The 24,434-nt window shown below is 58.8% G+C and carries 27 protein-coding genes and 1 pseudogene; 7 read left to right on the top strand and 21 right to left on the bottom strand.

The window, feature by feature from the left end:
• Window positions 1-11: 11 nt before the first annotated feature.
• The 7 genes from FHT28_RS08285 to FHT28_RS08255 all read right to left on the bottom strand — a co-directional run bounded on the left by FHT28_RS08285 (window position 12) and on the right by FHT28_RS08255 (window position 6,947).
• The gene (locus FHT28_RS08285) at window positions 12-1,082 is read right to left on the bottom strand and encodes an HlyD family efflux transporter periplasmic adaptor subunit (protein WP_168595973.1); all 1,071 of its coding nucleotides are present in this window, start codon (window positions 1,080-1,082) and stop codon (window positions 12-14) included.
• A 242-nt stretch (window positions 1,083-1,324) separates the two neighbouring features.
• Complete coding sequence (locus tag FHT28_RS08280) at window positions 1,325-1,513, bottom strand: hypothetical protein (protein WP_168595972.1); 189 nt, start codon at window positions 1,511-1,513, stop codon at window positions 1,325-1,327.
• Between the two features lie 27 nt (window positions 1,514-1,540).
• A complete protein-coding gene (gene adhP / locus FHT28_RS08275; RefSeq protein WP_168595971.1) occupies window positions 1,541-2,569 on the bottom strand; it encodes an alcohol dehydrogenase AdhP in 1,029 nt (342 codons plus the stop codon).
• 64 nt (window positions 2,570-2,633) lie between these two features.
• Window positions 2,634-4,025: an NAD-dependent succinate-semialdehyde dehydrogenase gene (locus tag FHT28_RS08270; protein ID WP_113109139.1), complete on the bottom strand. Its 1,392-nt coding sequence runs from the start codon at window positions 4,023-4,025 to the stop codon at window positions 2,634-2,636.
• Window positions 4,026-4,064: 39 nt separating this feature from the next.
• Window positions 4,065-5,486: an NAD(P)(+) transhydrogenase (Re/Si-specific) subunit beta gene (locus FHT28_RS08265; protein ID WP_168595970.1), complete on the bottom strand. Its 1,422-nt coding sequence runs from the start codon at window positions 5,484-5,486 to the stop codon at window positions 4,065-4,067.
• A gap of 1 nt (window position 5,487) precedes the next feature.
• Window positions 5,488-5,796: an NAD(P) transhydrogenase subunit alpha gene (locus FHT28_RS08260; RefSeq protein WP_047555866.1), complete on the bottom strand. Its 309-nt coding sequence runs from the start codon at window positions 5,794-5,796 to the stop codon at window positions 5,488-5,490.
• Window positions 5,796-6,947 carry an NAD(P) transhydrogenase subunit alpha gene (locus FHT28_RS08255; protein WP_168595969.1) on the bottom strand — a complete coding sequence of 384 codons (1,152 nt, stop codon included), beginning with the start codon at window positions 6,945-6,947 and terminating at the stop codon, window positions 5,796-5,798. The genes FHT28_RS08260 and FHT28_RS08255 overlap by 1 nt, the downstream gene beginning before the upstream one ends.
• A 369-nt stretch (window positions 6,948-7,316) precedes the next feature.
• On the opposite strand from FHT28_RS08255, the gene FHT28_RS35865 reads away from it, so the two are divergent.
• On the top strand, window positions 7,317-7,571 hold the full coding sequence (locus tag FHT28_RS35865; RefSeq protein WP_173411620.1) for a hypothetical protein: 255 nt from the start codon (window positions 7,317-7,319) through the stop codon (window positions 7,569-7,571).
• A 110-nt stretch (window positions 7,572-7,681) separates the two neighbouring features.
• Here FHT28_RS35865 and FHT28_RS08245 read toward each other — a convergent pair whose 3' ends face one another.
• On the bottom strand, window positions 7,682-8,596 hold the full coding sequence (locus tag FHT28_RS08245; protein WP_112441912.1) for a LysR family transcriptional regulator: 915 nt from the start codon (window positions 8,594-8,596) through the stop codon (window positions 7,682-7,684).
• A gap of 116 nt (window positions 8,597-8,712) precedes the next feature.
• Here FHT28_RS08245 and FHT28_RS08240 point away from each other — a divergent pair, with 116 nt between their 5' ends.
• Both FHT28_RS08240 and FHT28_RS08235 read left to right on the top strand, forming a co-directional pair.
• Window positions 8,713-9,249 (top strand): hypothetical protein, encoded by a 537-nt coding sequence (locus FHT28_RS08240; RefSeq protein ID WP_092577700.1) that lies wholly within the window; start codon window positions 8,713-8,715, stop codon window positions 9,247-9,249.
• 11 nt (window positions 9,250-9,260) lie between these two features.
• Complete coding sequence (locus FHT28_RS08235) at window positions 9,261-10,244, top strand: NAD(P)H-quinone oxidoreductase (RefSeq protein ID WP_168595968.1); 984 nt, start codon at window positions 9,261-9,263, stop codon at window positions 10,242-10,244.
• Between the two features lie 23 nt (window positions 10,245-10,267).
• On the opposite strand, the pseudogene FHT28_RS08230 reads toward FHT28_RS08235, so the two are convergent.
• Window positions 10,268-10,432 (bottom strand): annotated as a pseudogene (locus tag FHT28_RS08230) (ornithine cyclodeaminase); the annotation flags it as partial.
• 340 nt (window positions 10,433-10,772) lie between these two features.
• Here FHT28_RS08230 and FHT28_RS08225 point away from each other — a divergent pair.
• On the top strand, window positions 10,773-10,964 hold the full coding sequence (locus tag FHT28_RS08225; protein WP_037191273.1) for a hypothetical protein: 192 nt from the start codon (window positions 10,773-10,775) through the stop codon (window positions 10,962-10,964).
• Here FHT28_RS08225 and FHT28_RS08220 read toward each other — a convergent pair.
• Complete coding sequence (locus FHT28_RS08220; RefSeq protein WP_168595967.1) at window positions 10,961-11,107, bottom strand: hypothetical protein; 147 nt, start codon at window positions 11,105-11,107, stop codon at window positions 10,961-10,963. The genes FHT28_RS08225 and FHT28_RS08220 overlap by 4 nt on opposite strands.
• A 320-nt stretch (window positions 11,108-11,427) precedes the next feature.
• Here FHT28_RS08220 and FHT28_RS08215 point away from each other — a divergent pair, with 320 nt between their 5' ends.
• Window positions 11,428-11,754 (top strand): hypothetical protein, encoded by a 327-nt coding sequence (locus tag FHT28_RS08215; protein ID WP_168595966.1) that lies wholly within the window; start codon window positions 11,428-11,430, stop codon window positions 11,752-11,754.
• 191 nt (window positions 11,755-11,945) lie between these two features.
• On the opposite strand, the gene FHT28_RS08210 is transcribed toward FHT28_RS08215, so the two are convergent.
• From FHT28_RS08210 to FHT28_RS08180, 7 genes are read right to left on the bottom strand one after another with little or no spacing between them, the layout of a single operon-like run.
• Entirely contained in the window at window positions 11,946-12,479 is a 534-nt protein-coding gene (locus FHT28_RS08210) for an NADH-quinone oxidoreductase subunit B family protein (RefSeq protein ID WP_037191276.1), read from the bottom strand.
• Between the two features lie 12 nt (window positions 12,480-12,491).
• Window positions 12,492-14,009: a hydrogenase expression protein HypE gene (locus FHT28_RS08205; protein WP_168595965.1), complete on the bottom strand. Its 1,518-nt coding sequence runs from the start codon at window positions 14,007-14,009 to the stop codon at window positions 12,492-12,494.
• Between the two features lie 12 nt (window positions 14,010-14,021).
• Complete coding sequence (locus FHT28_RS08200) at window positions 14,022-15,485, bottom strand: hydrogenase 4 subunit F (RefSeq protein WP_168595964.1); 1,464 nt, start codon at window positions 15,483-15,485, stop codon at window positions 14,022-14,024.
• Window positions 15,482-16,147, bottom strand: coding sequence for a hydrogenase-4 component E (locus FHT28_RS08195; protein WP_047555566.1), 666 nt, complete (start codon window positions 16,145-16,147; stop codon window positions 15,482-15,484). The genes FHT28_RS08200 and FHT28_RS08195 overlap by 4 nt, the downstream gene beginning before the upstream one ends.
• Complete coding sequence (locus tag FHT28_RS08190) at window positions 16,147-17,103, bottom strand: NADH-quinone oxidoreductase subunit H (RefSeq protein WP_168595963.1); 957 nt, start codon at window positions 17,101-17,103, stop codon at window positions 16,147-16,149. Before FHT28_RS08190 ends, FHT28_RS08195 begins: the two co-directional genes overlap by 1 nt.
• Window positions 17,094-19,115, bottom strand: a complete 2,022-nt coding sequence (hyfB, locus tag FHT28_RS08185) for a hydrogenase 4 subunit B (protein ID WP_168595962.1) — start codon at window positions 19,113-19,115, stop codon at window positions 17,094-17,096. Before hyfB ends, FHT28_RS08190 begins: the two co-directional genes overlap by 10 nt.
• Complete coding sequence (locus FHT28_RS08180) at window positions 19,112-19,426, bottom strand: helix-turn-helix transcriptional regulator (RefSeq protein ID WP_245297670.1); 315 nt, start codon at window positions 19,424-19,426, stop codon at window positions 19,112-19,114. The genes hyfB and FHT28_RS08180 overlap by 4 nt, the downstream gene beginning before the upstream one ends.
• A 378-nt stretch (window positions 19,427-19,804) precedes the next feature.
• Here FHT28_RS08180 and FHT28_RS08175 point away from each other — a divergent pair, with 378 nt between their 5' ends.
• Window positions 19,805-20,539 carry a YoaK family protein gene (locus FHT28_RS08175; protein ID WP_168595961.1) on the top strand — a complete coding sequence of 245 codons (735 nt, stop codon included), beginning with the start codon at window positions 19,805-19,807 and terminating at the stop codon, window positions 20,537-20,539.
• A gap of 292 nt (window positions 20,540-20,831) precedes the next feature.
• Here the strand turns inward: FHT28_RS08175 and FHT28_RS08170 are convergent, their stop codons facing one another.
• The 3 genes from FHT28_RS08170 to FHT28_RS08160 all read right to left on the bottom strand — a co-directional run bounded on the left by FHT28_RS08170 (window position 20,832) and on the right by FHT28_RS08160 (window position 22,637).
• Window positions 20,832-21,416: a hypothetical protein gene (locus FHT28_RS08170; protein WP_168595960.1), complete on the bottom strand. Its 585-nt coding sequence runs from the start codon at window positions 21,414-21,416 to the stop codon at window positions 20,832-20,834.
• A 32-nt stretch (window positions 21,417-21,448) separates the two neighbouring features.
• Complete coding sequence (locus tag FHT28_RS08165; RefSeq protein ID WP_168595959.1) at window positions 21,449-22,054, bottom strand: hypothetical protein; 606 nt, start codon at window positions 22,052-22,054, stop codon at window positions 21,449-21,451.
• A 142-nt stretch (window positions 22,055-22,196) separates the two neighbouring features.
• Window positions 22,197-22,637: a SyrB-like regulator gene (locus FHT28_RS08160; RefSeq protein WP_168595958.1), complete on the bottom strand. Its 441-nt coding sequence runs from the start codon at window positions 22,635-22,637 to the stop codon at window positions 22,197-22,199.
• A 139-nt stretch (window positions 22,638-22,776) separates the two neighbouring features.
• On the opposite strand from FHT28_RS08160, the gene FHT28_RS08155 reads away from it, so the two are divergent.
• Entirely contained in the window at window positions 22,777-23,229 is a 453-nt protein-coding gene (locus FHT28_RS08155; protein ID WP_168595957.1) for a GNAT family N-acetyltransferase, read from the top strand.
• Between the two features lie 392 nt (window positions 23,230-23,621).
• Here FHT28_RS08155 and FHT28_RS08150 read toward each other — a convergent pair whose 3' ends face one another.
• The gene (locus FHT28_RS08150) at window positions 23,622-24,116 is read right to left on the bottom strand and encodes a hypothetical protein (protein ID WP_037191304.1); all 495 of its coding nucleotides are present in this window, start codon (window positions 24,114-24,116) and stop codon (window positions 23,622-23,624) included.
• Window positions 24,117-24,434 lie beyond the last annotated feature (318 nt).

Raw genomic sequence — 24,434 nt, 5'->3', positions numbered from 1 at the left:
GTCGTCAACCGCTACTTGACGAGGTTGCGTTCGAGATTGTCAGGCCATTGCGCCTGCGGGTCGAGGCGGACATAGGCCATGCCTGGCAGGCCCGTTTTGACATATTGGATGTATTTCTTCAGAAGCTCCTGAGGGATCTGGGCGCGAACGCGGAAGGTGAGCTTCTGCCGCTCTTCCTCGGTTTCGACTGTTTTCGGCGTGAATTGCGCAACGTCTGCAACGAACGAGACCTTGGCGGGGATGGTGTATTGCGGCGCCGCATCGAGCACGAGACGGACGTCCGACCCCATCGAGGTCCGGCCCGCCTGTTCCGTCGGAAGGAAAAAGGTCATGTAGACATCGCCGAGGTCGACGAGATTCAACACCCGGCCGCCGGCTGCCAACACTTCGCCAGGCTGGGCAATGCGATACTGGATCCGGCCATCCCTCGGAGCCTTGAGCGTGCTGTCGGATATATCCGCTTCTATGCTCTCAATCTCGGCCTTTGCTGCATCGACCGCCGCTTCCGCATCCACCACTTGCGCCTTGGCAGCATTGATGGCGGCATCCGACGCTGCAAGAGCTGCCTGCGCCGAGGCAAGCGTTGCCTTGGCTGCCTGCTCGTTCGCTTCGCTGTCATCGACGATTTGCTGTGAGACCGTGTTGCTGCTCAGCAGCTGCCTGTTGCGAGCATTGGTCTTGCTTGCGGAATCGAGCTGGGCCTTGCGCTGTTCGATCACAGCCATCGCCGAGGTCTTTTCGGCCTGGCGTTGGGCAACAAGGCTATGCGCCGTGTCGATCGAGATCTGGGCGCGACGCAGCTGCGCTTCCGCCTGTCGCTTGCGGGCCGCGAGCTGAACCGTATCCATTTGGGCGAGCGTCTGGCCGGCGGTGACGAAATCGCCTTCACGGACCAGCAAGTCCTGTAGTCGCCCGGCAGTCTTGGTCGAAATGTCGATTTCAACGGCCTCGATGCGACCATTGCTTGCAGCAAAGCCGTCGGGAAGGCTAGGAGCATGGATCTTGATCCATGCGTAGTAGCCAGCCGCTGCAACAACGAGAATGATTGCGCCCGCAAGCAAAGTCTTTCGTGAAACAACCAATCGGTCTCTCCATAGCCGGCGACCCGCGTACTATCGGGCCGCGTACGAAAATTACTTAGAACTTTCAATCACCTAATCAGACGACCAGCTAACTGGTCGCTATTTCGAAAAGGATATCACGTCAAGCCGCTCATCGTCAGACTTGTCTTGAACACGAAGACATCACCCACGAGCGCAAGCGGAACAGGCAGACAGAATGCGCTTGCAGCAAACGCATCCATCCGGGACGAATCGCATTCAACCTAGACGACCGTTTTGGCGACCGCGACTGCGTCAGGTAGCGTCGCCGCGGCGTCGGCACCCTCTCCACCGGATGCAAATCCATCCGGCAGATGCAGAAGGCGGGAACCCAGACGCGGCTCGCCTGGATCTGGCTCTCGATGCGGCGGCTCGGTCCAGACAAGCGGTTCGCCGATTTGGTGAAGCACCATCGCGTGCATCACGGTATTGATTTGGTTTTATTTTGCAAAGTCGATGACGATCCGGCCCTGGATATCTCCCTTGTGCATGCGAGCAAAGATATCGTTGATATTTTCGAGCCTGTCGGTCGCAATCGTCGCCTTGACCTTGCCTTCGCCAGCGAAGTTCAGCGCCTCCTGAAGGTCGAGGCGCGTGCCGACGATCGAGCCGCGCACGGTAACCCCGTTCAGGACTGTGTCGAAGATCGACAGGGGGAAATCACCTGGAGGTAGCCCATTGAGGGATACTGTGCCGCCGCGGCCGACCATGCCGAGGGCCTGTTCAAAGGCTTTGGGTGAGACAGCCGTAACCAGCACGCCCTGGGCGCCGCCAACCTCCTTCTTCACAAAGGCGATCGGGTCGTCCTTACGGGCATTCACGGCAAGCGAAGCACCGAGAGATTTCGCAAGATCGAGTTTTTCATCATCGATATCGACGGCGATAACGTTGAGCCCCATCGCCTTGGCATATTGGACTGCCAAATGCCCCAAACCGCCAATACCGGAAATTACCACCCAGTCGTCGGGCTTCGTGTCGGTGACTTTCAAACCCTTATAGACGGTGACACCCGCGCATAGGATAGGAGCAATATCGATAAACGACACGTTATCGGGCAAATGACCGACATAGTTCGGATCGGCAACGACATATTCCGCAAAGCTGCCGTTGACCGAATAGCCGGTATTCTGCTGCTCCTCGCACAGTGTTTCCCACCCACCCAAGCAATGCTTGCAATGTCCGCAGGCGGTATAAAGCCATGGCACTCCGACGCGATCGCCTTCCTTGACATGTTTCACGCCAGAGCCGACAGCCACGACGTGGCCAACGCCTTCATGGCCCGGAATGAAGGGCGGCTTGGGCTTCACGGGCCAATCGCCTTCTGCGGCGTGGAGATCGGTGTGGCAGACGCCGGTCGCGGCGATCTTGACGAGGATCTGACCGGCGCCAGGTGTCGGGACGGCGGCCTCCTCGATAATTAGCGGCTTTCCGAATTCGCGGACGACTGCGGCTTTCATAGTCTTGGCCATTGTGAGACTCCTTGGCTTGATGTTCGTTCATGAGGGACGCTCGACAAAGCGTCCCCTTGTGCGTTCAGAAATGCGCATCGATGTCGACGACATCGATGAGTTTGTGATTGACGAATTCCTTGAGACCGAGACCAAGAAGCTCGCGACCGTAGCCTGAACGGCGGATGCCGCCGAACGGCAAGTCTGCCTCGACTTTGGTCGGATGATTGACAAAGACCATCCCAGTGGAGATGCGCTTCGCGACTTCCGCGCCATGCGTCGGATTCGACGTGAAGACAGAGCCTCCCAGGCCGAACGGGGAATCATTAGCGATGCGCACAGCATCTTCCTCGTCCTTTGCTCTAAAGAGCATCGAAACCGGACCGAAGAATTCCCAATAGCGCGCCGGATTGTCTTCTCCGACGTCAGTCAGGATCGTCGGCTGGACGAAGGCGCCTCGATTGGGCACCGGCGGCCCGACTTCCTCGGCTTTGGCTCCAAGCTTGACCGCCTCGCGAATCTTGTCCTTCACCTCGTCGGCCGCACCCTTCGAAGACAATGGCGCCAGCGTGGTCTTCGGATCAAAGGGATCGCCCGCGACTAGACCAGCCACGCCCTTGCGATAGCCATCAAGAAATGCGTCATAGACAGGGTCGACGATGATCATCCGCTTTGACGAAACGCAGACCTGACCGCCGTTCCAATGGCGCCCGAACACGGCCCATTTGGTGGTCTTTTCAAGGTCTGCATCAGCCAGCACAACGAAGGCATCCGCACCGCCGAGCTCCATTGTGGACTTTTTAAGCGCTTTGCCAGCCTGAGCCGCAACAACCGCGCCAGCGCTTTCCGAGCCAGTCAGGGCGACACCATGGACCCGGTCGTCGTTGAGGATCAGCTCGATTTGCGAACGCGTTGCGTAGAGGTTCTTGAACGCCCCTTTGGGGAGGCCGGATTCGGCCATCAATTTCTCGAACGCAGCAGCGCATTGCGGCACGTTCGATGCGTGTTTGAGGAGGAGCGTATTGCCTGCAGCGAGCTGCGGCGCCAAGATACGTGCGATCTGGTAGTATGGGAAGTTCCAAGGTTCGATGGCCAGCAGGACACCGAGCGGTTCGTGAACGAGCACGGCGTCGCCCTCGGCAGGATCCAGAACCGGCAGCTTTTCGGGCTTGAGCAACGCCTCGGCATGGCGGACATAATATTCGAAGATTTTTGCCGACAGCTCGACTTCCGCCTTAGCCTCGGAGAACAGCTTGCCCATTTCAAGCGTCAGCAGCTTAGCATAGGCATCGCTATCACGGCGCAGGATGTCCGCCGCCTTCTGAAGGACGCGTCCACGTTCGGCGAAAGAAGTGTTGCGCCACCCGAGAAACGCCTCATGTGCGCCGACGATGGCCGTACGAACTTCGGCGTCAGTCGCGTCTGGAAAATTGGCGAGCGTCTCGCTGCTATAGGGATTGATCGTCTGGTAAGCCATTTGTCATTCTCCTTTGAATGTAGATTGCCTTGGGCCACCTCAGGCTGCGGCGGCCAGATCTTTCACGGATTGAACCATTTGGCTGAGCACGGCTTGGGCGTCGCCGTAGACCATCGAGCAGTTGTCTTCGAAGAAGAGCAGGTTCTCGACGCCGGAATAGCCTTTGCCCTGTCCGCGCTTGACCACATAAACTTGATGGGCTTTGTCGGCGTCCAGGATCGGCATGCCATAGATCGGCGAGGATTTATCGGTGCGCGCCGCCGGGTTCACCACGTCATTGGCGCCGATTACCAGGGCGACATCGATGTTTGGGAAGTCTGCGTTGATGTCATCCATATCGAAGATGATGTCGTAGGGAACGCCTGCTTCTGCGAGCAGCACGTTCATGTGACCTGGCATGCGGCCCGCCACCGGATGGATGGCGAATTTGACCTCGACGCCGGCGGCCAGCAGGATTTTGACGAACTCGTAGAGCTTCTGTTGCGCTTGAGCGACGGCGAGACCGTAGCCAGGGATAATGATGACGCTTGAGGCGTAGCGCATGTTGATCGCCGCGTCGGCCGCGTCGGCGGATTTCATCTGTCCGTGGACTTCGACCCCGCCAGAAGCAGTTGTGTCCCCAAAGTTGGAAAACAACACGTTTGCCAGCGATCGGTTCATCGCCTTCGCCATAAGCAACGTCAAAAGCGTGCCCGCCGAGCCGACGACCATGCCCGCGATCATCAGGGCGGGGTTTTGCAGCGCGAACCCTTCCAAGCCGACGGCAAGACCGGTGAAGGCATTGTAGAGCGAGATGACGACGGGCATGTCGGCCCCGCCGATCGGGAGCGTCATCAACACGCCAAAGGCCAGAGCTCCGACAAAGAACAGAACCGCCAGCACGGTGTCCGCTGGAGAGCCATAGAGAAGAATGACGCCCAATCCGACGAAAAGCGTTGCGAGAAAGATCAGACCGTTTACGAGCCGCTGACCGGAAAAACGCCACGGTTTTTTGATCCTGCTGTCGAGCTTCGCCCACGCGATGAAGGAGCCCGTCAGGGAAATCGAACCGATCAGCGCACCGATGATAGTGACGGCAAGCAGCAACGTGCCTGAGCCTCTTCCACCAGAAAGTTCGACAGCAGCGATCGCGGCTGCAGCCCCGCCACCCATACCGTTATACAATGCGACCATCTGCGGCATGGCAGTCATCTCGACCCTCGCGCCGCGCCACCAAGCCCATCCGCCACCGGCAAGCAGCGCGACGATCGCAAGACCGAGATTGGTCGTCAGGTGAGACCGGACAGTTCCATCAAGCTCGAAGAGCACCAGGAAGCTCGCGATGACGGCAACGATCATACCGGCACCGGCAGTCATGATGCCCGACAGAGCCGTAACCGGCGAGGCCATCCGCTTCAACCCGAAGATGAAGAGCGCGGCGGCGAAAAGACCGCTCAGGCCGACGAAATGCTGTGCGATCATCCTACTTCTCCTTACCGCCGCTCGACTTGAACATTGCGAGCATCCGGTCGGTCACCACGTAGCCCCCGGAGGCGTTTGCGGCCCCGAGTGCCACGGCGACGAAGCCGACGATCTGGGCGAACAGTGTGGTGGCGTTCAGCAGCGTGTGGAGAGCGCCGACGACCACGATGCCGTGGATGAAGTTCGAGCCTGACATCAGTGGCGTGTGCAGGATCGAGGGCACCCGACTGATGACCTCATAGCCGGTAAAGGCTGCCAGCATGAAAATATACAGGGCGATAAGCCACGTCATGGATGTGTCGAGCGTCATCATGCGACCTCATGGTTTGAGTGAAATGCGGTCTCGATGATCTGGCGAAGCGCTTCGTTTCGGATCTTTCCGTCGTGCGTAGCCACCGTACCGGCGACGACTTCGTCCTCGAAATCGAGATGGATCGCGCCATCCTTGATGAGGAGGTCAAGAAGATTGAGGATGTTTTTTGCATAGAGGTCGCTGGCGTGCTGGGCGAGTGCCGAAGGTACATTGAGCGGGCCAAGGATGGTAACCGCTCCGACATTCACCGTGTCACCGGGCTTGGTCATCTCACAATTGCCGCCGCTTTCGGCCCCGAGATCCACAATCACGGCGCCGGGTTTCATGGCCGCGACTTGGGCTGAAGAGATCAGCTTCGGGGCTGGGCGGCCAGGTACGGAGGCAGTCGTAATGATCATGTCCGCTTCGGCGATATGCCGGGTGAGTGTCTGCTCGACCTTGGCTTTTTCGTCGGCCGTCAGTTCGCGCGCATAACCGCCTTCGCCGCGTGCGTCGACACCGGTATCGACGAATTTGGCACCCAGCGACTCGGCCTGCTCGCGTGTCTCGGGACGGACATCATAGCCTTCCGTGATTGCGCCCAGCCGGTGGGCGGTGGCGAGGGCCGAAAGCCCGGCGACGCCAAGTCCCATCACCAGAACCTTCGCGGCCCGTAGCGAACCTACCGCAGTTGTCATCATCGGCAGGATGCGCGGCATGTGAACCGCACCGAGCAGAGGCGCATAATAGCCAGCAAGAGCCGCCTGGCTGGATAGGACATCCATCGACTGGGCCCTGCTGATGCGCGGGATCTGCTCCATCGCAAAGGCTGTCACCTTTCGGTCCTTGAGGGCTACCACAGTGTCGAGATTGCTGTTGCCGTAAAGGAGTGAGATCAGCACGCTTCCTGGCTTCATTGCCTTGACTAGATCTGCTGGCGGCGGCTGAACTGCGAGCACGATATCAGCATCGGACACGACGGTTTTCGGGTCGTTTTCGATCCTGGCGTCTCCATAGGCGGTATCGGCAAACGTGGCCGCCAGTCCAGCATTCGCCTCCAGAGTCAGGGCTGCACCCAGCCGCTCGAGACGGGTAGTAAGGGCTGGCACGATTGCTACACGCTTTTCGCCTAAAGCTTTCTCTTTCAAAACAGCAACGTGAATAACCATCGATTCAAACACTCCGAAAGCAATCAATTCCGTGAAATCTGCCCCCTAATAGAGGTGCCAGCTTTGGAGATGCATTGATCCTGATCAAACATCGCTTGCAGCAAATCCCTGGCCAGGTGAACATGGAGTAGAGCCCGACCACATTGTTCTATCGTCATCCGATCAATCCGAGCTCGCGTGCCTTGCGGACGTCATTACCTTTGAAACGAAGGGATCACATGTCGTCACCCAAGGAGAGCCAGCGAGGTTTCTGTATCTCTTGTCCGGCGGGTTCTGGTGGCGAGCCATATGCTGAACCATGGTGATCGGCAGGTCGTCGCGTTTTACTGGCCTGGTGATCTGTTTGGGCTCGCAGAGAAGGATTTTTAGGTGAATTCGATCGAGGCGATTACTGCCTGCACGGTCTATATCGCAGCTCCCTATCTGCATCGCCGCGCGCTGGTGCCCGTCTTGAAGGCATTCTCCGTCGACCGCAGCAACATACCCGCATACTGGCCGGAAAGTCGGCGGCAATCGGAACGTCAAGGCGCTGGTATCGTTCCTCGGCGAGGTCTTTCCCTCGCCCACACCATGGGACAAGAGTTTTGCGGAGGCCTAGCGGTGATGGGAATCCATGCGTTCTGACCGCGAAACGGAGATCTCTGCTCTTGATGGGATCTTACGGAGAACTTGGCATTTGTTGAACAGCAGGTGGCTTAAGCCGTTGATATAATCACTGTCGTTGATACCGCGCCTCAACTCCAGCGCGGCGGCGTGCCGATATGTGCCCTGAGCGCTTCTGTAAACGCCCTGACCTTGGCGGGTGGCACCTGCAGGGCGCGCAGTAGGTAAATGCCGGACGATCGCTCGTTCCATCGCTCCCCGTCAAGCTTTAGGCGCAGCAGATCGCCCGCTTGGATGGAGGCGCCCGAAACCCAACTTGGCAGGAAGGCCACGCCCATGCCTGAGATCGCGGCGCTGTTCAACGCTTCAAAATCATCGGAGCGGAAAGAGACCTGTTTGCATGCCTCACCGGCCGGGCATCCGAGAATATCGGACCAGCCGAGCAGATCGTTGCCATGAAGCTTGTCGAGAAGGCGATGATGGCGGAGCGCCTCTTCGTCTTTCGGCTCGCCGTACTGCTCGACATAGGCACAGCTTGCCACGAGAACGCGGTCAAGCGGGGCGAGCTTCGTGGCGATCAAGGAGCTGTCCGCCAGGTCACCCATTCTGACCACGAGGTCGAGCCGTTCGGCGACGGGGTCGGCCAGCCGTTCGGTGAGATCCAATTCGACATGCAAGCTCGGGTGCTGCTGCGCAAGAGATGCAAGAACAGGAATGACATAGCGTTTTCCGAAGGTCGGGAAGCAAGCGATGCGAAGGGTGCCGCTGACCGCACTGTCGAAGGCCGCGACTTCCGCATGGGTGTCGGCCAGGTCATCCAGCAGTCGCTGGGCCCTATCGAAGAGATGGCGACCCGCGTCCGTCAGCGACAGGGCACGCGTCGAGCGGACCAGAAGCGGAACGCCAAGGTCCTGTTCGAGCGCATCGATCTGTCGGACGACGGCGGATGGGGTTACGGCACGACGCCGTGACGCCGCGGAGAAGCTTCCCGCGCGGACGACATCGACATAGACCGCGAGATGTTCGGCAAACCGTGGATCCTTCATCTTTGCCTACGACGCAAAACCGTTTCGATCAATTAGTTCGTTATCATCAGCAGGCATCAGGCGCACATTCCTTCTCGTCAACGGGCAGTCGCCCAACAAACAGAAGGAATACTATGATGGTCAAGGTCCTCGATACAATTCTCTCGCAGTCAGCATATTCGGCGGAGGTAGACGTCCCGTTTGAAAAGATCGATATCGCCGACTGGCTCTTCAACCTGCCTGAAGCCGAATACCTGCGCTGCTGCCCACCGGATCACATCGCTGCCGGCGTCACGTGGACCGACGACGGTCGTCGGATGTCAATCAATGTCGAGCAGATCGGCTCCGGTCTCGTTGTCCAACACTATGTTGCCGAAGTTGCAGAGGCCGCCTATTGCCGCATGAACTCAATCTCCGACGTGTTCACGTCCAGCGGTCGCACCAAGGTCAATGTCGTCTGGGAACTGATCGCCGAAAAGATCGACGAAAACAGGACCCGCTACACGAACCGGGTCACTGCGCATCCAACTGATGTCTTCATGGCATTTCTCGAAGAGCATGGCACCAGGTTCGAGGATGCCGCCGCTGCCCGGCAGGCCGCAGGTGGCGATCACAACAGCCGCGAGACACCGCTCTTTGCGGCAAGCATCGCTCGCCGCGCACTCTCCAAGTGAGGATAGCTCTGATGAAAGCGATCAAGTTCGCCGATTTCGGCAGCGCGGATGTCCTGCACCTCGCTGAAGCTCCGCTTCCTGAGATCCGCCCCGACGATATTCTCGTCAAGGTCATGGCGGCAGGCGTCAATCGCGCTGATCTTCTTCAGCGCGAAGGCGTCTATGGCACGCAAACTTACGGGGACAGCCCGATCCTCGGCCTCGAAATCGCCGGCGAAGTCGTGGCGACCGGCTCCGCGGTCATCGGTTTTGCGATTGGGGACCGTGTCATGGGCATCGTTGGCGGTGGTGCTTATGCTCAGTACGCCCGTCTCGATAGCGAAATGGCAGCGATCATTCCGGATGGCATGTCTTTCATCGAGGCGGCGGCGGTCATGGAGAGTTTCGTCACCGGCTGGGAAGCGCTCGCCCATCTCGGACAGGTTGCTAAAGGAGAAACCGCCCTTGTCCATGCTGCCGCCGGAGGCATCGGATCGGCTGCGGTTCAGCTCGGAAAAGCGGCCGGAGCACATGTGCTGGCGACCGCTTCGGCAGGGAACATCGAGAATGTGCTCTCGCTGGGTGCCGAAGCCGTCTTTGATTATCGGCGTTCGGACTTCGAGGCGGAGGTCGTCGATGCTACGGCGTCGCATGGGGTCGATCTGATCATCGACTTCGTCGGCGGATCCTATCTCGCGCGCAACATTCGCAGCCTGGCGCCCGGCGGACGGCTCGTCCAGGTTGGCCTTCTGGGACGCGACGACAACGCCATCATTCCGCTTGATCTCGTGCTTCAAAACCATCTGCGGTTAATCGGAACGGTCATGAAGTCAAGGTCGAGGACGGAAAAGAGAGCAATGGTCCGGCGCTTCACGGAGCAGGTGCTGCCGATGATGGGACGTGAGCTCAAGCCGGTCATTGGCGCCGTCTACCCCCTCAAGGAAGCCGCCGAGGCCCACCGCCGAATGGAAGCCGGCGGGCTGTTTGGGAAGATCGTTCTATGTGATTTCCAGTAATGGTGGTCGGCTCGGAAGCCGGTTTAGGCGGCCTGCAACCCTGCTCGGAGCAGCATTCCGAAGAGGTCGCGTGGCTCATCGGGATCAGCAACCAGATCAAGCTTCTCGTAAAGCGGTAGCCCGCTGAGCTTTTGCCGGAGATAACGGAGAGCGGAAAAATCCTCGGTAGCAGATCCGACGCTGTAAACTGGCTTGGAACGCTCACCCCGCTGAAAGGCTCGACAAGGATTTGAAATTAATAGCAAGATCAGATCATCCGCGGGGGGATGACCGGCGTCGGTCATCCCCCGTTAGTTTGTAAAAATAATTCTATTTCAAAGCTTAAGCGCCTCTCGACGGGGTTGTTCCTCGATGCTTTTTACGTGCCGCTTTGGCCAGAAATCTCAATCTGGCGCTTCGCCGTGGCGTGCAATCGCGTGTAGAGAGCGTTTGCCATCGCCGTTTTCCTACAGGACCCTAGTCATTTGCCGTATTTTCTAATTTGGCAGCGGTGTCATGCTACCTTCTCTACCGAGGGGCACATAAACTATGAGCGAATTAGAACTCCGCCGTGAGGCTCGAAAGGCCGACTGCCGTAAGCTCGTCGAGGCAGCCATGCGCAACCTGATTGAGCAACTTCACTCCAAAGGATTCAGCCAGGCGGCGGTTGCGCTAGCACTCGCGGATGCGGCGGAGGAATACGTGATCGAGCTCGCGGCTAAGCCTGCTCGCATTCATTAAACGACTAATATCCCGGGCAGGCATGGCCGAAGGAAGAGCCAGAGCAGCCTCTCGATGATGGAAACGACAGGCGTAGCCCGCCGCACTAGGTCATCGACGGTCGCGCCGGAGAGTGTGTCCTGCTGGACGCGAACCGTGCTCATATCGGGCTTGCCGGCCTCTGAGCCGAGGTAGGTCCAATTGCAAAGAGACTGGATAGCCGCTGTCCCGAACAAAAAATCGGCTATATTGATGGTCTCGAGAGTATTGAACCGCGAACCCCGCGATCCTCATCCGGCACCACGCCTTACTATGGAACTTATCGACTGATCCGGAGTTGTTGCAACGGTCCTTTCGATGGACACCCGGGATACCCGAAATTTGCTGCGTGCCATCGTTTCGCTTCGAACCTTTCGGATCCGTGATCGTCGCGTGCGAGCTTGACCGGACAGGCGCTACCAGAGCCTTTGAAAAGGAATGCGGAATGTACAATGCGAAGCGTGATAGTGAAAGTGGGGGAGCCTCACATGCCATTCCATCCATGGGAGCTATAGAAGGCCGAATAACGGTTCTTGAAGTCCTTGCTGCGACATCTCTCCGACTGTTGTTAAAGGAGGGTGACAAGATTGCCGCCAAACATGCGCTCTCATCGATCCGCAAAGCGATGCGTGCCAAATGCAACGACGTTCATCTCAGCGCAGACGACTCAAAATCTGCTCTCGCCTACGTGAAGGAACTGATGGATGCGACCCTGGAGAGCGCCGAATTTGCTGGCGCCCAGAGCCTGCAAGATCCCATGCTGGTCGCCTGATTCCTACCCCGCGGCGGCTGGCCTGGGCAGTGCTGCGTAAGGATCGCTCGTGCCCTAGCCGACTCTACCATTTGACCTGGAGGCCAGCGGTTCCGCTGATGGCATGGCTGTCGCCGAAGTTTTCGAGCGAAGACTTCGCTGCGACCTCGCCACAGAGCGAGAAGCGATCTTGGTTCCATTGAAGCTCGCCGTCAAGAAGCGCGGCCTCCCGTGCTCACATGTTCCAGTAAAGCAAGAAGACCGCGGAGAATGTCCGTCGGCGACGGCGGGCAGCCCGGAATATGGAGATCGACAGGTACGACCTTCGAAACCCCGCCGATAATGGCATAGCTGCCGGCAAAACACCCGCCGTCGCGGGCGCAGTCGCCGAGCGCGATCACCCATTTCGGGGCCGGCATGGCGTTGTATGTCCGCTCCAGAGCCTCGCGCATGTTCTTGGTTACCGGGCCGGTTACGAGCAGCACGTCGGCATGGCGCGGCGAGGCGACAAAACGAATGCCGAAACGCTCAATATCGTAGAAAGGGTTGCTCAGCGCATGCATCTCCAACTCGCAACCGTTACAGGATCCCGCATCGACGGCGCGGATCGACAAACTGCGCCCGAGGCGCTGGCGAGCGGCTTCGTCAACAGACGTGGCGAGCTCCTCCATCGCCGCATCGGAGGGACTTGGCGCCGGTTCCGTCAGCGGCAGGTGGATCAGGTTTTCGAAGAGCAGCTTTCGCATGGATCCTTGCCTTCAGAGATCGTGGCCAGAATAGGAACAGTTGAACGACTTGTTGCAGAGCGGAAAGTCGGCGACGATATTGCCTTCGATTGCCGCTTCCAGCAGCGGCCACTGAAACCAGGACGGGTCGCGCAGATGGCAGCGCTCGATCATGCCCTCCGGTGTGAGACGCAGCCAGACCAACACGTCACCGCGAAAGCCCTCAACGAGCGCCAGACCTTCCCGACTTTCGTTGACCGGAGAAATCACATCGAGGACCGGACCCTCCGGAAGGCCGTCAAGGATACCTTCGATGAGTAGTAGGCTCTGTTCGACCTCGCGAATGCGGATCCAGACGCGGGCGTTGACATCACCGTCGTTGAGCACCGGAACGTCGAAGACCAGGCTGTCATAGGGCGGATAGCGCAAGACCTTCCGGGCGTCGAAACCGCGCCCAGACGCCCGCCCGATATAACCGCCAGCTCCATATTCGCGCGCCAGATCGATGCGCAGCTTACCCGTGCCGACCGTGCGGTCCTGCAGCGAGGCGGTGTTGTCGTAGAGTTCCACCAGGGCTGGAAATCGGCGGCGGATTTCGGCAAGCAGGCTTCGCACGCCGGCTGCCCCGTCACTATTCAGATCGGTGGTGACGCCGCCGGGTATGATACGGTCGCGCATCAGGCGATGACCGAAAGCGGTATTGGCGGCGCGCAACACGTGCTCACGCAACACGCCGCAATGGGCCAGCATCAACGAAAAGGCGGCGTCGTTGCAGATGGCGCCGATATCGCCGAGGTGGTTGGCGAGCCGTTCCAGTTCGGCCATCAGCGCGCGCAGCCAAACCGCCCGGGGCGGAACGACGAGCCTTAGTGCGGCTTCCACGGCCTGCGAAAAAGCATAGGAATAAGCAACGGTGCTGTCACCGGACGTTCGCCCGGCCAGTTGCGCTCCGCGGATCAAGTCCGCGCCGGCCATCAACGCCTCGATGCCTTTATGGGTATAGCCCAGCCGCTCTTCGAGCCGCACCACCGTTTCGCCGTTAGCCGTGAAGCGGAAATGCCCCGGCTCGATGATGCCGGCATGCACCGGGCCAACGGGGATCTGATGCAGGCTTTCGCCCTCGGTACGCAGAAAGGTATAGGGCGTGGTCCCCTCAAATGAAACGCCCCGCTTTCCGAGAGGATAGCGCAAATCCCAGCGGTTGTGATCGAGCCACGACCGGTTGTCCGGCAGATCCCACGGTTCGAGCCCGGTCAAATCACGAAGCGCCCGCTCCGGCCGGAGCGCCGGTGGATGCAATCGCGCGACGGAAGGATACCCTCCGCCCTCCAGCCCTTCCAGACTGAGAACGCCGATCATGCCGGCCAGTTCATCGAGCAGAGCCATGTGAACCGCATTCCCCTCGCCCCACAGACCAAGCAGGATCAGATGCCCCTCGGACAACGCTTGAGCCGCCGATGTCCATACAATCGGATCAACGATCGCGCGCGGCCGGGGTGCGTGATGAGGTACGAGGCGCCCCTTCTCGATCATATCGTTGAGCGTCGACATCTTCCCTCCCCATCATCGAAGAAGGTTGGCAATATGCTGGAACCAGGCGACCAGCGGCGACGGTAGATAGACGCCAGCGATGAGCACCAGCGCGAGATGGGCATACATCGGTATATAGGAAGCGTCTGCTGGCATCACGCTGCCGCGCGGCTGTCCGAAGGCGGCCCCTGTCAGTCGTAGCAGCAGCGCGCCGAAAGCGATCAGCAATCCAAAGACGAGCGGAATGGCGAGCAGCGGCTGCTTCGCAAAAGCCGAGCTGACGATCAGGAACTCGCTCATGAAGATTCCTGCCGGTGGCAGGCCGGCGATGGCGACGACACCGGTGACCAAGCCCCAGCCAAGCCCCGGATGTGTTTCGGTCAAGCCGCGAATGGCAGAAAGTCTTTGCGTTCCTTTTATCCGGGCGATGTGGCCGACCGCGAAGAAAATCGCCGATTTGGTCAGCGAGTGCATGACCATATGCAATAGTCCGGCGAAATTGGCGATGGGGCCGCCCAGGCCGAAGGCAAAGACGATGATGCCCATGTGCTCGATCGAGGAATAGGCGAACAGGCGCTTGATGTCGCGGCGGCGATAGAGCATGAAAGCTGCGAAAATCAGCGAGACTAGCCCCATTGTCATCATCAGCGGTCCAGGAGCAAGTGCGTCGGGATTGGCCGACAGCAGCATCTTGAAACGCAAGACCGCATAGAGTGCAACATTCAGGAGCAGCCCGGACAGAACTGCCGAGATCGGCGTCGGTCCCTCGGCATGCGCGTCCGGTAGCCAGGCATGCAGTGGCGCAAGTCCGACCTTGGTGCCATAGCCAAGCAACAGGAAGACGAAAGCGACGTTCAGAAGCGCCGGATCGAAGGCGGCGGCGTGCTCGATCAGGATGGTCCAAACCATGGCATCGTAACCTTCGCCGACGACCGGCTGCGCCGCCAGATAGACGAGGATGGTGCCAAAGAGCGCAAAGGCTATGCCGACGCTTCCCAGAATGAAGTATTTCCAGGCGGCTTCGAGCGCCTCGTGGGTGCGGTAGAGGCCGACCATCAGCACGGTGGTGAGCGTGGCGAGCTCGACTGCGACCCACATCAGACCAATGTTGTTGGACACAAATGCGAGATTCATGCCGAACATCATGATCTGATACATGGCGTGGTAGAAACGGAGGTTTGCAGGGGTCAGCCGGCCGATCTCCAATTCATGGGCGATGTAGCTGGCGCTGAATATGCTGGTGGTAAAGCCCACGAAGGCATTGAGGACTATGAAGGCGATATTGAGATCGTCGACGAGCAGATATTGCCCGGGTGCCGGCTGCCCGGTGACGAACAGGGACAGAGCGGCGAGCAAGGTCAGCAGGCTTGCGAACACGTTCAGCCGTGCCGTCATTCGATAGCCAGGCAAAAGCGCTAGGAGGGCGGCGGCCACGATCGGTATCACGAGAACGGCTGTCACCGCATCCGAGGTCAATACAGAGGAGAACACGCTCATTTCCGTCTCCTCCCTTTGAAATCATCGAGCGCCCGAACGTCGACCGTGTCGAACCTCTCGCGGATACGAAACAGAAAAACACCGATAACGATGAAGGCGATCAGGATCGAGAAGGCGACGCTGATCTCAACGACCAACGGCATACCCTTGGCGCCGGTCGCGGCAAGCACCAGTCCGTTCTCGAGCGACATGAATCCGACAACCTGGCTGACGGCGTTACGGCGCGTGACCATGATCAACAGGCCGAGCAGCAGGACCGACAATGCGAAGGCGAGATCCTCCCGCGCCAGAGGATCCGCCTGTGGCGTCACCCGCAACATCACCGCAGTCGCGAGAGCGACGAGACCGATGCCAGCGAGCATTGTGAGGCCAATACCGACGACGGTCTCGATCTCGCGATGGATGCCGAGCTGGCGGATCATGCGATGCAGCACCACGGGAATGACGATGGCCTTGAAGAGCAGTGCGATCGCCGCCGTGACATAGAGATGTGGGGCGTCCTGGACGAACGCTTGCCAGGCCACCGACAGGGTCAATATCAGCGAGTGCAGCGCGAACACGTTGAGCAGTGCATAGAGGCGGTCTTGATAGAGCATCATCATGCTGACCAGCACGAGGCCGCCGGCGAGCATATGGGCTATATCCAAGACCGGCCCGCTCATCACAAGCTCCTCGAGACGAACCGTAGTAGAGTGGCGAGCAGACCGAGCATAAGGGCCGCGCCCAGGAATTCGGGCACCCGGAAGACCCGCATCTTGGCGGTCGCGGTCTCGAACAGGGCAAGGAGGGCGCCGCCCGCCGCGAGCTTGATGAGATAGGCGAGCATACCCACCAGATAGGCCGACGGCCCTTCCCCCAGTGCGGCGAGTTTCCACGGAACGAAGATGCAGGCGATCAGGGAAATGTAGAGCAGGAGCTTGAGGGATGCCGCAAGTTCAATCATCGCGAGATGCCGCCCGGAATATTCGAGCACCATCGCTTCATGCACCATCGTCAACTCCAGATGAGTTGCGGGGTTGTCAATGGGGATACGGCCATTTTCCGCGACCGCGACCATGATAAGGGCGATCAAGGCGATTGCCAGCGAAACGCGCAGTCCTACCTGCGGAGAGGTCATGAAGGCGGCGATGGTCGAAAGCTGGGTCGAGCCCGCGATCAGGGCAAGCGTGAAGATGACCAGCAGCATCGACGGTTCCGCGAGCGTTGCGATCATCGCCTCTCTACTCGACCCGATACCACCGAAACTGGTACCAACGTCCATACCGGCAAGCGCCAGAAAGAAGCGCGTACTGCCAAGCAGCGCGGTAATGGCAATCAGATCCGCCGTCCAGCTGAAGATCAGGCCAGTGGCGAAGGTCGGAATGATCGCCGCCGCGACCCAGGTTATGGCGAAGATCAGATAGGGCGTCACCCTGAACAGCCATGATGCACTTTCAGCCAGCACCACTTCCTTGCGCAAAAGCCGCAAGATGTCCCGGTAGGGCTGGATCATGGAAGGCCCTCGCCGGCGCAGCAATCGCGCCTTGATCAGACGAATGAAGCCGGTCAGCAGCGGCGCGAGCAGCACGACGACTGCCATCTGCAAGGACTGAACAAACAGAGCCGAGATTACGACCATAGCGCCAGCACCAACAGCAGGAAGACGAGCGCCAGGAAAACCAGGCTCAGATAGCGCCGGATCGTGAGAAACTGCAGGTAATTGAGCTTTTCGGCGGCAAAGCCGACGGCGCCGGCGATCGGAAGATAAAGCCATTCCCAGATCAAATCATGTGCCTCGACGGCAAAACGCGCGGGCCTGAGATCACCGGGCGCGGGCATGTCGACGCTCTCTCGGACGCGGAAAACCAGCGTTCCAAAAACGCGCCGGATGGGCTGGGCGAAACTGCCCGCCGTATATTGCGTCGCCGGGCTCATCTCCGGAAAGCCGCAATCCCAGGCGGGTGCCCGGCGCAGCGCCCGTGACGCAAAGCGGCGGATGAGATAGGCCGTCAGCGACGCTGAGAACAGGGTGAACAGGAAGACCAGAAGGCCATTGTAAGAACTGCGGCTTTCGGCAATCGGCACGATGGACAGCCATGCAATATCCGTCTGCACCGGCATCCGGTCCCCGATCACCGACAGCGTTACGGGCGCAAGCCCGTCGATGACGATTCCCGGCAGGATGCCGGCGAGAAGGCACAGCGCCGCGAGTATAGACATTGCCGCGAGGGAGAGGCGGTCGACTTCCAGCGCTTGTCCGGCTGCGATGGTACGAGGACGACCGAGGAAGGTCACGCCGAATGCCTTGACGAAACAGGCGGCCGCCAGTGCCGCCGACAAGGCGAGTAAACCGCCCACGGCCGGCACCAGTATCTTCAAGCCCCATTGCGGCAAATCAGGGCTTTGCAGGATAGCCTGGAATGCCAGCCACTCGGACACGAAGCCGTTAAACGGCGGTAGGGCCGAGATCGCGACGCTGCCGACAAGGAAGACGATGCTGGTGACAGGCATGCGATGGATGAGGCCGCCGAGCTTGTCCATGTCCCGCTCGCCTGTCGCCGTCAGCACCGCGCCGGCGCCGAAGAAGAGCAGGCTCTTGAAGAAGGAATGGTTGAGGACATGAAACAGCGCGGCCGTCATTGCCAGCGCCGCCGCCAGCCCCATGCCGTTCGCCTTGAAGGCAAGTGCCAGTCCGAGGCTGACGAAGATAAGGCCGATATTTTCGATAGTACTGTAGGCGAGGAGCCGTTTGAGATCGCTCTCCATCAGCGCCTGCAATATGCCGAGAACCGCGGTGCCGCTTCCGATGATCAGGATGATGATGCCAGACCACCATACCTGCATGCCGAGCAAGTCGAAGACCACGCGGATGAAAGCGTAAACCGCGACCTTGGTCATGACACCGCTCATCAAGGCGGAGACGTGACTTGGGGCAGCCGGATGCGCCAACGGCAACCAGACATGCAGCGGTGCGAGACCAGCCTTGGACCCAGCGCCGAGCAGGAGCAAGACAAGCACAAGACCGGCTGTCAGCGGTGGATGTTCTGATATCCGGATAGCCGCAAAGCCGTAATCGCCAGCAGGACCGGCAAGCAGGCCGAATGCGACAAACAAAGCCAACGTGCCAAAACTTGCCATGACGATATAGATATAGCCGGCCTTTCGGTTGCTGGCGTCGTGATGGTGGGCCATCACCAGTGCCCAGGAAGCAAGCGACATGAACTCCCAGGAAATCAGGAAGGTGAAGGCATCGTCCGCCAGGATCACCAGGTTCATACCGCCGAGGAATGCCGGAAAGAACGGCAGAACCCGATGTGGTGCGCGTTCGTGACGGCCGTAACCAAGCGCATAGAGAGACGAAAGGACGCCGCCAAGATTGATAACCGTCAGGAAAAAGGCGGCGAGCGGGTCGAGCCGGAAATGGCTTCCCAGCCACGGCAGGCCAACAGGAAGGACAAGCGCCGACGCGCCTGTGGAAGGAAGACCAGCGGCAAGAGATGCAAGCGCGGTTATCAAGGCAATGCCGGAAAAAACCAGGCTTGCGCCGTAGACGACCGGCGTGGATCGGCCCGAACGGGCTGTCAGTACCGCCAAAATCGCTGTCCCAAGCAATGCGGCCACGCATGCGACCAAGCCGGCAAGCGGGGTCATGGCGGCGTCCTCGCTGAAGGTAAGGTCGCGGATGGTTCCGCCGTCCCACTCTCTGAAGGCTGGACATTCGACTTGAGCCTGACGCCGCGCCCGCCATCCGTGCTAGCGGCCCCCTGGTTGATCACCTCGATGCCTGCAGCATCTAGCGCGGCCAAAAGACGCATCAGGGTGTCGACATTGCCGCGCACCACATCGGCACTCGCCTCCATTCGCTGGATTGTCGGAACCGAAATTCCCGCCAGTTCGGCCAGCGCACGCTGGTCGATACCGAGAAGGGCCCGGGCGGCCCGCATCTGAGCGGCAGTAATCACGATTCACCATCGGGTTAACTTGCGCAGGCTCTGATAATTGATGTCTACAATATGCCTATTGATGTCTGGAATCAATATTCTGATGCGTCAGCATCTTTTTGACATGAACAGCTGCTTGTTACGACACGATGCCTCGGAGTAAGTTGATCTTGTTTCAGGTACCAAAAGGAGCCGGCCATGGCAGGCGAGCGCCGATATGTATAGTCAGCGGTTACCGCTCTGGATGGCGAGCTGGCATGGCCAAGAACCCCGGCAGGAGAACCGAAGGCGCCTAGTCGAACAATGAGATATTCCCCCAAGATAAGAAGAAGCCCTAAAGCACCTGCAGCCCAGCCTTCCCACCAATCCTAATGTCATCTCACCAATAGCTCACAGCACATGCTCGTAAGACAGGGTTCTCACCGCAATGAAAAGATCGACCGTGGCTTGGCGGCTTCGCTTGCCGCGATCGCCGGCGCATTGAACGCATCAGCCTTCTATGCTGTAGGCTTCTTCTCTGCCAACATGACAGGCAACGTCTCCACGCTCTCCGATCATCTCGCCGTGGGCCAATGGCTGTCTGCCCTGTTCTATGGAGGGATCGTGGTGGCGTTCGTGTTTGGCGCGGCAGTGTCGACGCTGATTGTCAACGAAGGGCGGCGGCGCAACGTCCATGCCATTTACGCCTATAGCATTCTGACTGAAGCGTTGTTGCTTGCCATTCTCGGCTGCGCCGATCTTTGGTTGCTGACGGAGTGGCGTGTGCCAGTTCTCATTCTCGGCCTGGCTTTCCTGATGGGCCTACAGAATGCCGTTGTTACCCGCATCTCCGATGCTCGAGTGCGCACCACGCATGTGTCCGGTATGGCCACCGACCTTGGAATCGAACTCGGCATTGCCTTCGATATTTTGTGCGGCCGCGAGTCGCTGGCGGAAGCGCGCCACAATCTGATCAAGCTCCGTTTGCATTTTTACACGATCGCCGCTTTCTTGATCGGCGGCGTCCTGGGCGTCATCGTTTATCGCGCCGTCGGCGGCTACCTTCTCATTCTCGCGGCGGTGGTGTTGATGGTGATTGCGTTGGAGGCAATTTGGCGCGCGCGAGCGATGCTGACTGCTCGAACAAAGGCGTAGGCAAGAATGCCGACGGAAAGGCCTAAGCGGAATGGGCGCTCTGTTGCGGGGTTCGCTTTTTGCGGCTATTCGTCCAGTCGGTGCGATCGGCGAATGGCGTGGGATCTTTCCGGTTAAAACGAACAGCTGCCATGGCGCGACCGTTTGCGCACAACGCATCCGAGCTGATCGCACGACGCCTTGAAGCAGTCCGCGGAAGTAGCCAACTCTTTTCACGCCAATCTACAGGCCTTTACCCGAAATCCCGTGGTGGCGGAGCATTGCAAACCGGGCGATCGATCCACAAGAAGCCTCAGATGCCGACAAGTCGCGCAAGCATCTCTCGCAGTTGCTTGTTCTGTTGACGAAGATGGTTTGCCAGCAATCCCTTCAGCCGTCGATTCTCCTCATCAAGCACGACCAACTCATCGGAAGGCATTTCACCTTGAGCAGTGGTTAGTCGCTCGGTGACCGCACCTTTCGCATTCTGGGCATGATGAACCACACTCGCTTGGCGTCGGCGCCGCGACACTCTTGGAGATGCTCGTCCGGCACGGACTTCTTTCACGTCTGGAACCGCGCTGAACGTTGGAGCATTGTCTTGCTGCGATGGAGAGCTTTGCTCCGCCTCGGTCAATGACGCCGAAATCTGTTTGTCGTCGACGGTCTCGATCTTGTTGTCGAGATGAACTGCCGGTTCTGACTCCGCTGGCATCACGCCATCTTGGCTCGGAGTCGTTGCCACCGTGTTGGGGTCGAACAGATGCGGCGCTTCAGCTTCTGCCTCACGCGCAAGGGTCTTGAGATCGGTGCCGCTCCAAATGGAGTCTTGCCGCATCGATGACCGTCGGCGCGCCGATTTGAATTCGACAACGAAGGTTCGTTGCTGTGGCTTCATATGTGTCCAATCCTTGAGAAGGTGAGGCTCGCTCACGAGATGTCGAAGCGCTCAAGCATCTTCTTGAGCTGAATATTCTGCAAATGCAGCTTGTGTGCCAATTGGCGTCTCAGCTGCCTGACTTCGTCGTCCAAGCTCCCCACTTCATCAAGGAAGGTTGGCGGCGACGGGGATTGTGCAGTTTGATCCTCATTCGCAGGATCAGTGCGCTCGGCATCACTATCGATGCGGGTTCTCCCGCCGCGTGCCGCCCGCTTCGCCTGCGGTGCTCGTGGAGATTTTTTGCTTGTCGCGTTTTGCCGCACCAATGCAGGCGCTTCAGCACCCGACTTGCTGGCCTTAGCTGGCGTCTCTGCCTGGCCCTCGTCAATATCGACTGGCGGCGAGGCTGCCGGCGTGGCATCGAGATCGTGTCCAGTTTCGATTGATGTCGTTGTCGCCACGGGACCAATAGCTGGGGCCTTATGGTGGTGAGGCCCATCGGGTGCTTCCGTCGAGCTTGACGGAAGCGCCGACGTCCGTTGCGCTTCGCTTTCGATTGCCGCGGCTTTAGCATCATGCTCAATCGAAGCCGCTGGCGTTTCCGCCGGTCGTGCCCGCGACGTCAATTGAACAAGAAATTTCCATGGTGATTTCATAGCGCTTCAACCTCGAGCAAACCGCACCACGACGTTGCCGCAGCTTTAGATCCGGAACAACGACGCGAGCCCCGGAATTTCTTTTCCAATGAGACAGTAGCGGCCACGGTCGATCCCGCAACCGCTCTACTGTTCCGGGTGATCAAGCGAGCCCGAGCCGCTTGCGCAGGTCGGCATTTTCCGCGCGCAGCTTATCTGCCAAGGTCTTGCGAAGCCTCTTATTCTCTTCTTCGAGCTGAATGAGATCCGCGATCTCATCGATTGCCGGAGCAGACGTGCCAGCCGCTTGCCGGGTTTGCTTTGCCGTCCCGCTTTTTGTGGCCGCCTTGTTGGGGCCCCTTGTCTTGCGCTGCTTGGCGACTGGCGTTTCGACGGGCGTCAGCTTCGGTTCACCGGCTTGTTCGTCACGCTTCTTGCGACCCTTCGCCGACTTAACAGCCTCCGCAGTCGATGCTGCTACCGTCGCCTCGACGGCTGCCTTTTGACGTCGTGGTGCGCGCTGCTTCTTCTCAGCCGGCACTTCCGCTATCGCAACCGTATCCGCAGCCTCCGTAACGGGCGCCATGCTATTCTCGTCAGCCATCACTATCTCCTTCTGTAGCCAAAAAAATTCTTTTGGGCTGAGCGCAATAGGGAGTCAACATGAACGCCATAGATAGCGCGCCCTTTTGAAACAAAGCACCACCATATTCTGAGAAATATAAGAAGGAGATGCACGATCGATGTCGTATGAATTGAGAGCCGTTATGACACCGGACGACTGGCGCGCGATGCACGACATTCGGCAAAAGGTGCTGTTTGCGTCGGGTCGGCATTCGATCTCTTACAATGAGAACCATCCGGATGATCGCGCCGATGGAAATACACCCTTCCTTCTGTTTGAGAACGAAGAGCCGCTCGGGGTGGCGCGGCTGGATGAACGGGGCGAAACTGGCATAGTGAGACTTGTTGCTATCGTTCAGCACAAACAGCGAAAGGGATACGGTCTCAGGCTAAACAATTTCATTGAGGCAGAGGCCAAAAGACGCGGGGTCCGCATTCTCCGCGTTAATGCTGCCCCTGACGCGGTAGGCTTTTATCTGAAGGCTGAGTGGTCTGAGAAGCCTTGGGACCCAACAGAATTAGTGGGTCTTGCTCAAGGAGCGGTCCAGTTGGAAAAGATGATTTGCGAATAGGAACATAGAGTCGTGACCGAGACGAAGACAGCATCATCACTTTCGACACGGACCTTTTAGAGGCATCGTCGCCTTGCAGTTAACTATGAGAACTGTATCCAACGATTTGACTTAGCCGGCATTGCTGTGCGGATCCGCCTATCGATACGCTATTTTGCCAGGTTGAATCGTTGCGAACATTGCAGTCGGATCAATGAAAATTCCTGGATTTCACCTTTAGTGTGTCGATGTGCAGGTCCGGAACTTATCCCGAGCCCCGATGCGATGCCGAGCCAGTTTCCCGAGGCCTGCGACTTCGTGCTCCGACAGTAACTAACTTGGAGACAAGCCCGCGGCCGATCCGGGCCTCCAGCCAGCGGCGGTGGCGACCGGACCGACAGCATCCTCACCGATCACTCAATCGGCTTGATCGACGCGATGATTGCCTGAACTTCGGCGCCGTGCTTGTCTTCCTCTCCCTTGGTTCCCCAGTAGGTTACGACGAGAGCGTTGTCACCGGATGTCTGCACGAAGAGCAGACCAACGCTGACCGGGCCGTCTTCATCGTTGCCGTCCCACTCGAGGGTCGTCATCTGCATGCCGTTGACGTCGGTGACGGGTGTCTCCTTCCGGGTCGAGGGATCAACCGTGATTTTGTTCTTCGCGAGAAAATCGACTGCGTCGGTAACGACCTTGTCCATTGACTTGCTGCTGGCAACGTCGGCGGAAAGATAGATGGCCGAATCCGCCGATGTTCCTTGGACGCCGCTCTCTGTTTCCTCCGGCTTCCAGCTATCCGGAATAGTAATACTTGCGACGGGCTTTTCGCTGGGGAACTTCAGGGTCGCAGCGTGTGCGGCCAGGGGAGATGCTAAGACAAGCAAGGCCAAAGCGATAATTTTCTTCATGACAGAATCCTAAAAGGTTGGGAGCAATGCAGCGGCATGACGGCCAAACTTCTAAAGGTAATATCTTAAAATCATGCCCTTAGATCCGAAGCTCTAGCGCGACAAAAATGCGCCAAGAACGGAAGTTCGCACGGGACGAGACCTCGAGATTACCCGAGCCAGCATAGGCGTCACTCCATCCGAACAGCGCGATAGCAACGGACATCAGGAATAGTTCCCGCGGGTTTATTCGGTAGCCTCAGGATTATTGTGTAATTGGCCGCGAGTCCAAAGTCGCTTTATTTCAAGAGCGGAATAGCTCCTTCGGCTTATTCATCC

Origin of the sequence: Rhizobium sp. SG570, assembly GCF_012275345.1 — a bacterium.
GTDB lineage: Bacteria > Pseudomonadota > Alphaproteobacteria > Rhizobiales > Rhizobiaceae > Rhizobium > Rhizobium lusitanum.
This window is presented reverse-complemented; position numbering and strand designations above follow the sequence as displayed.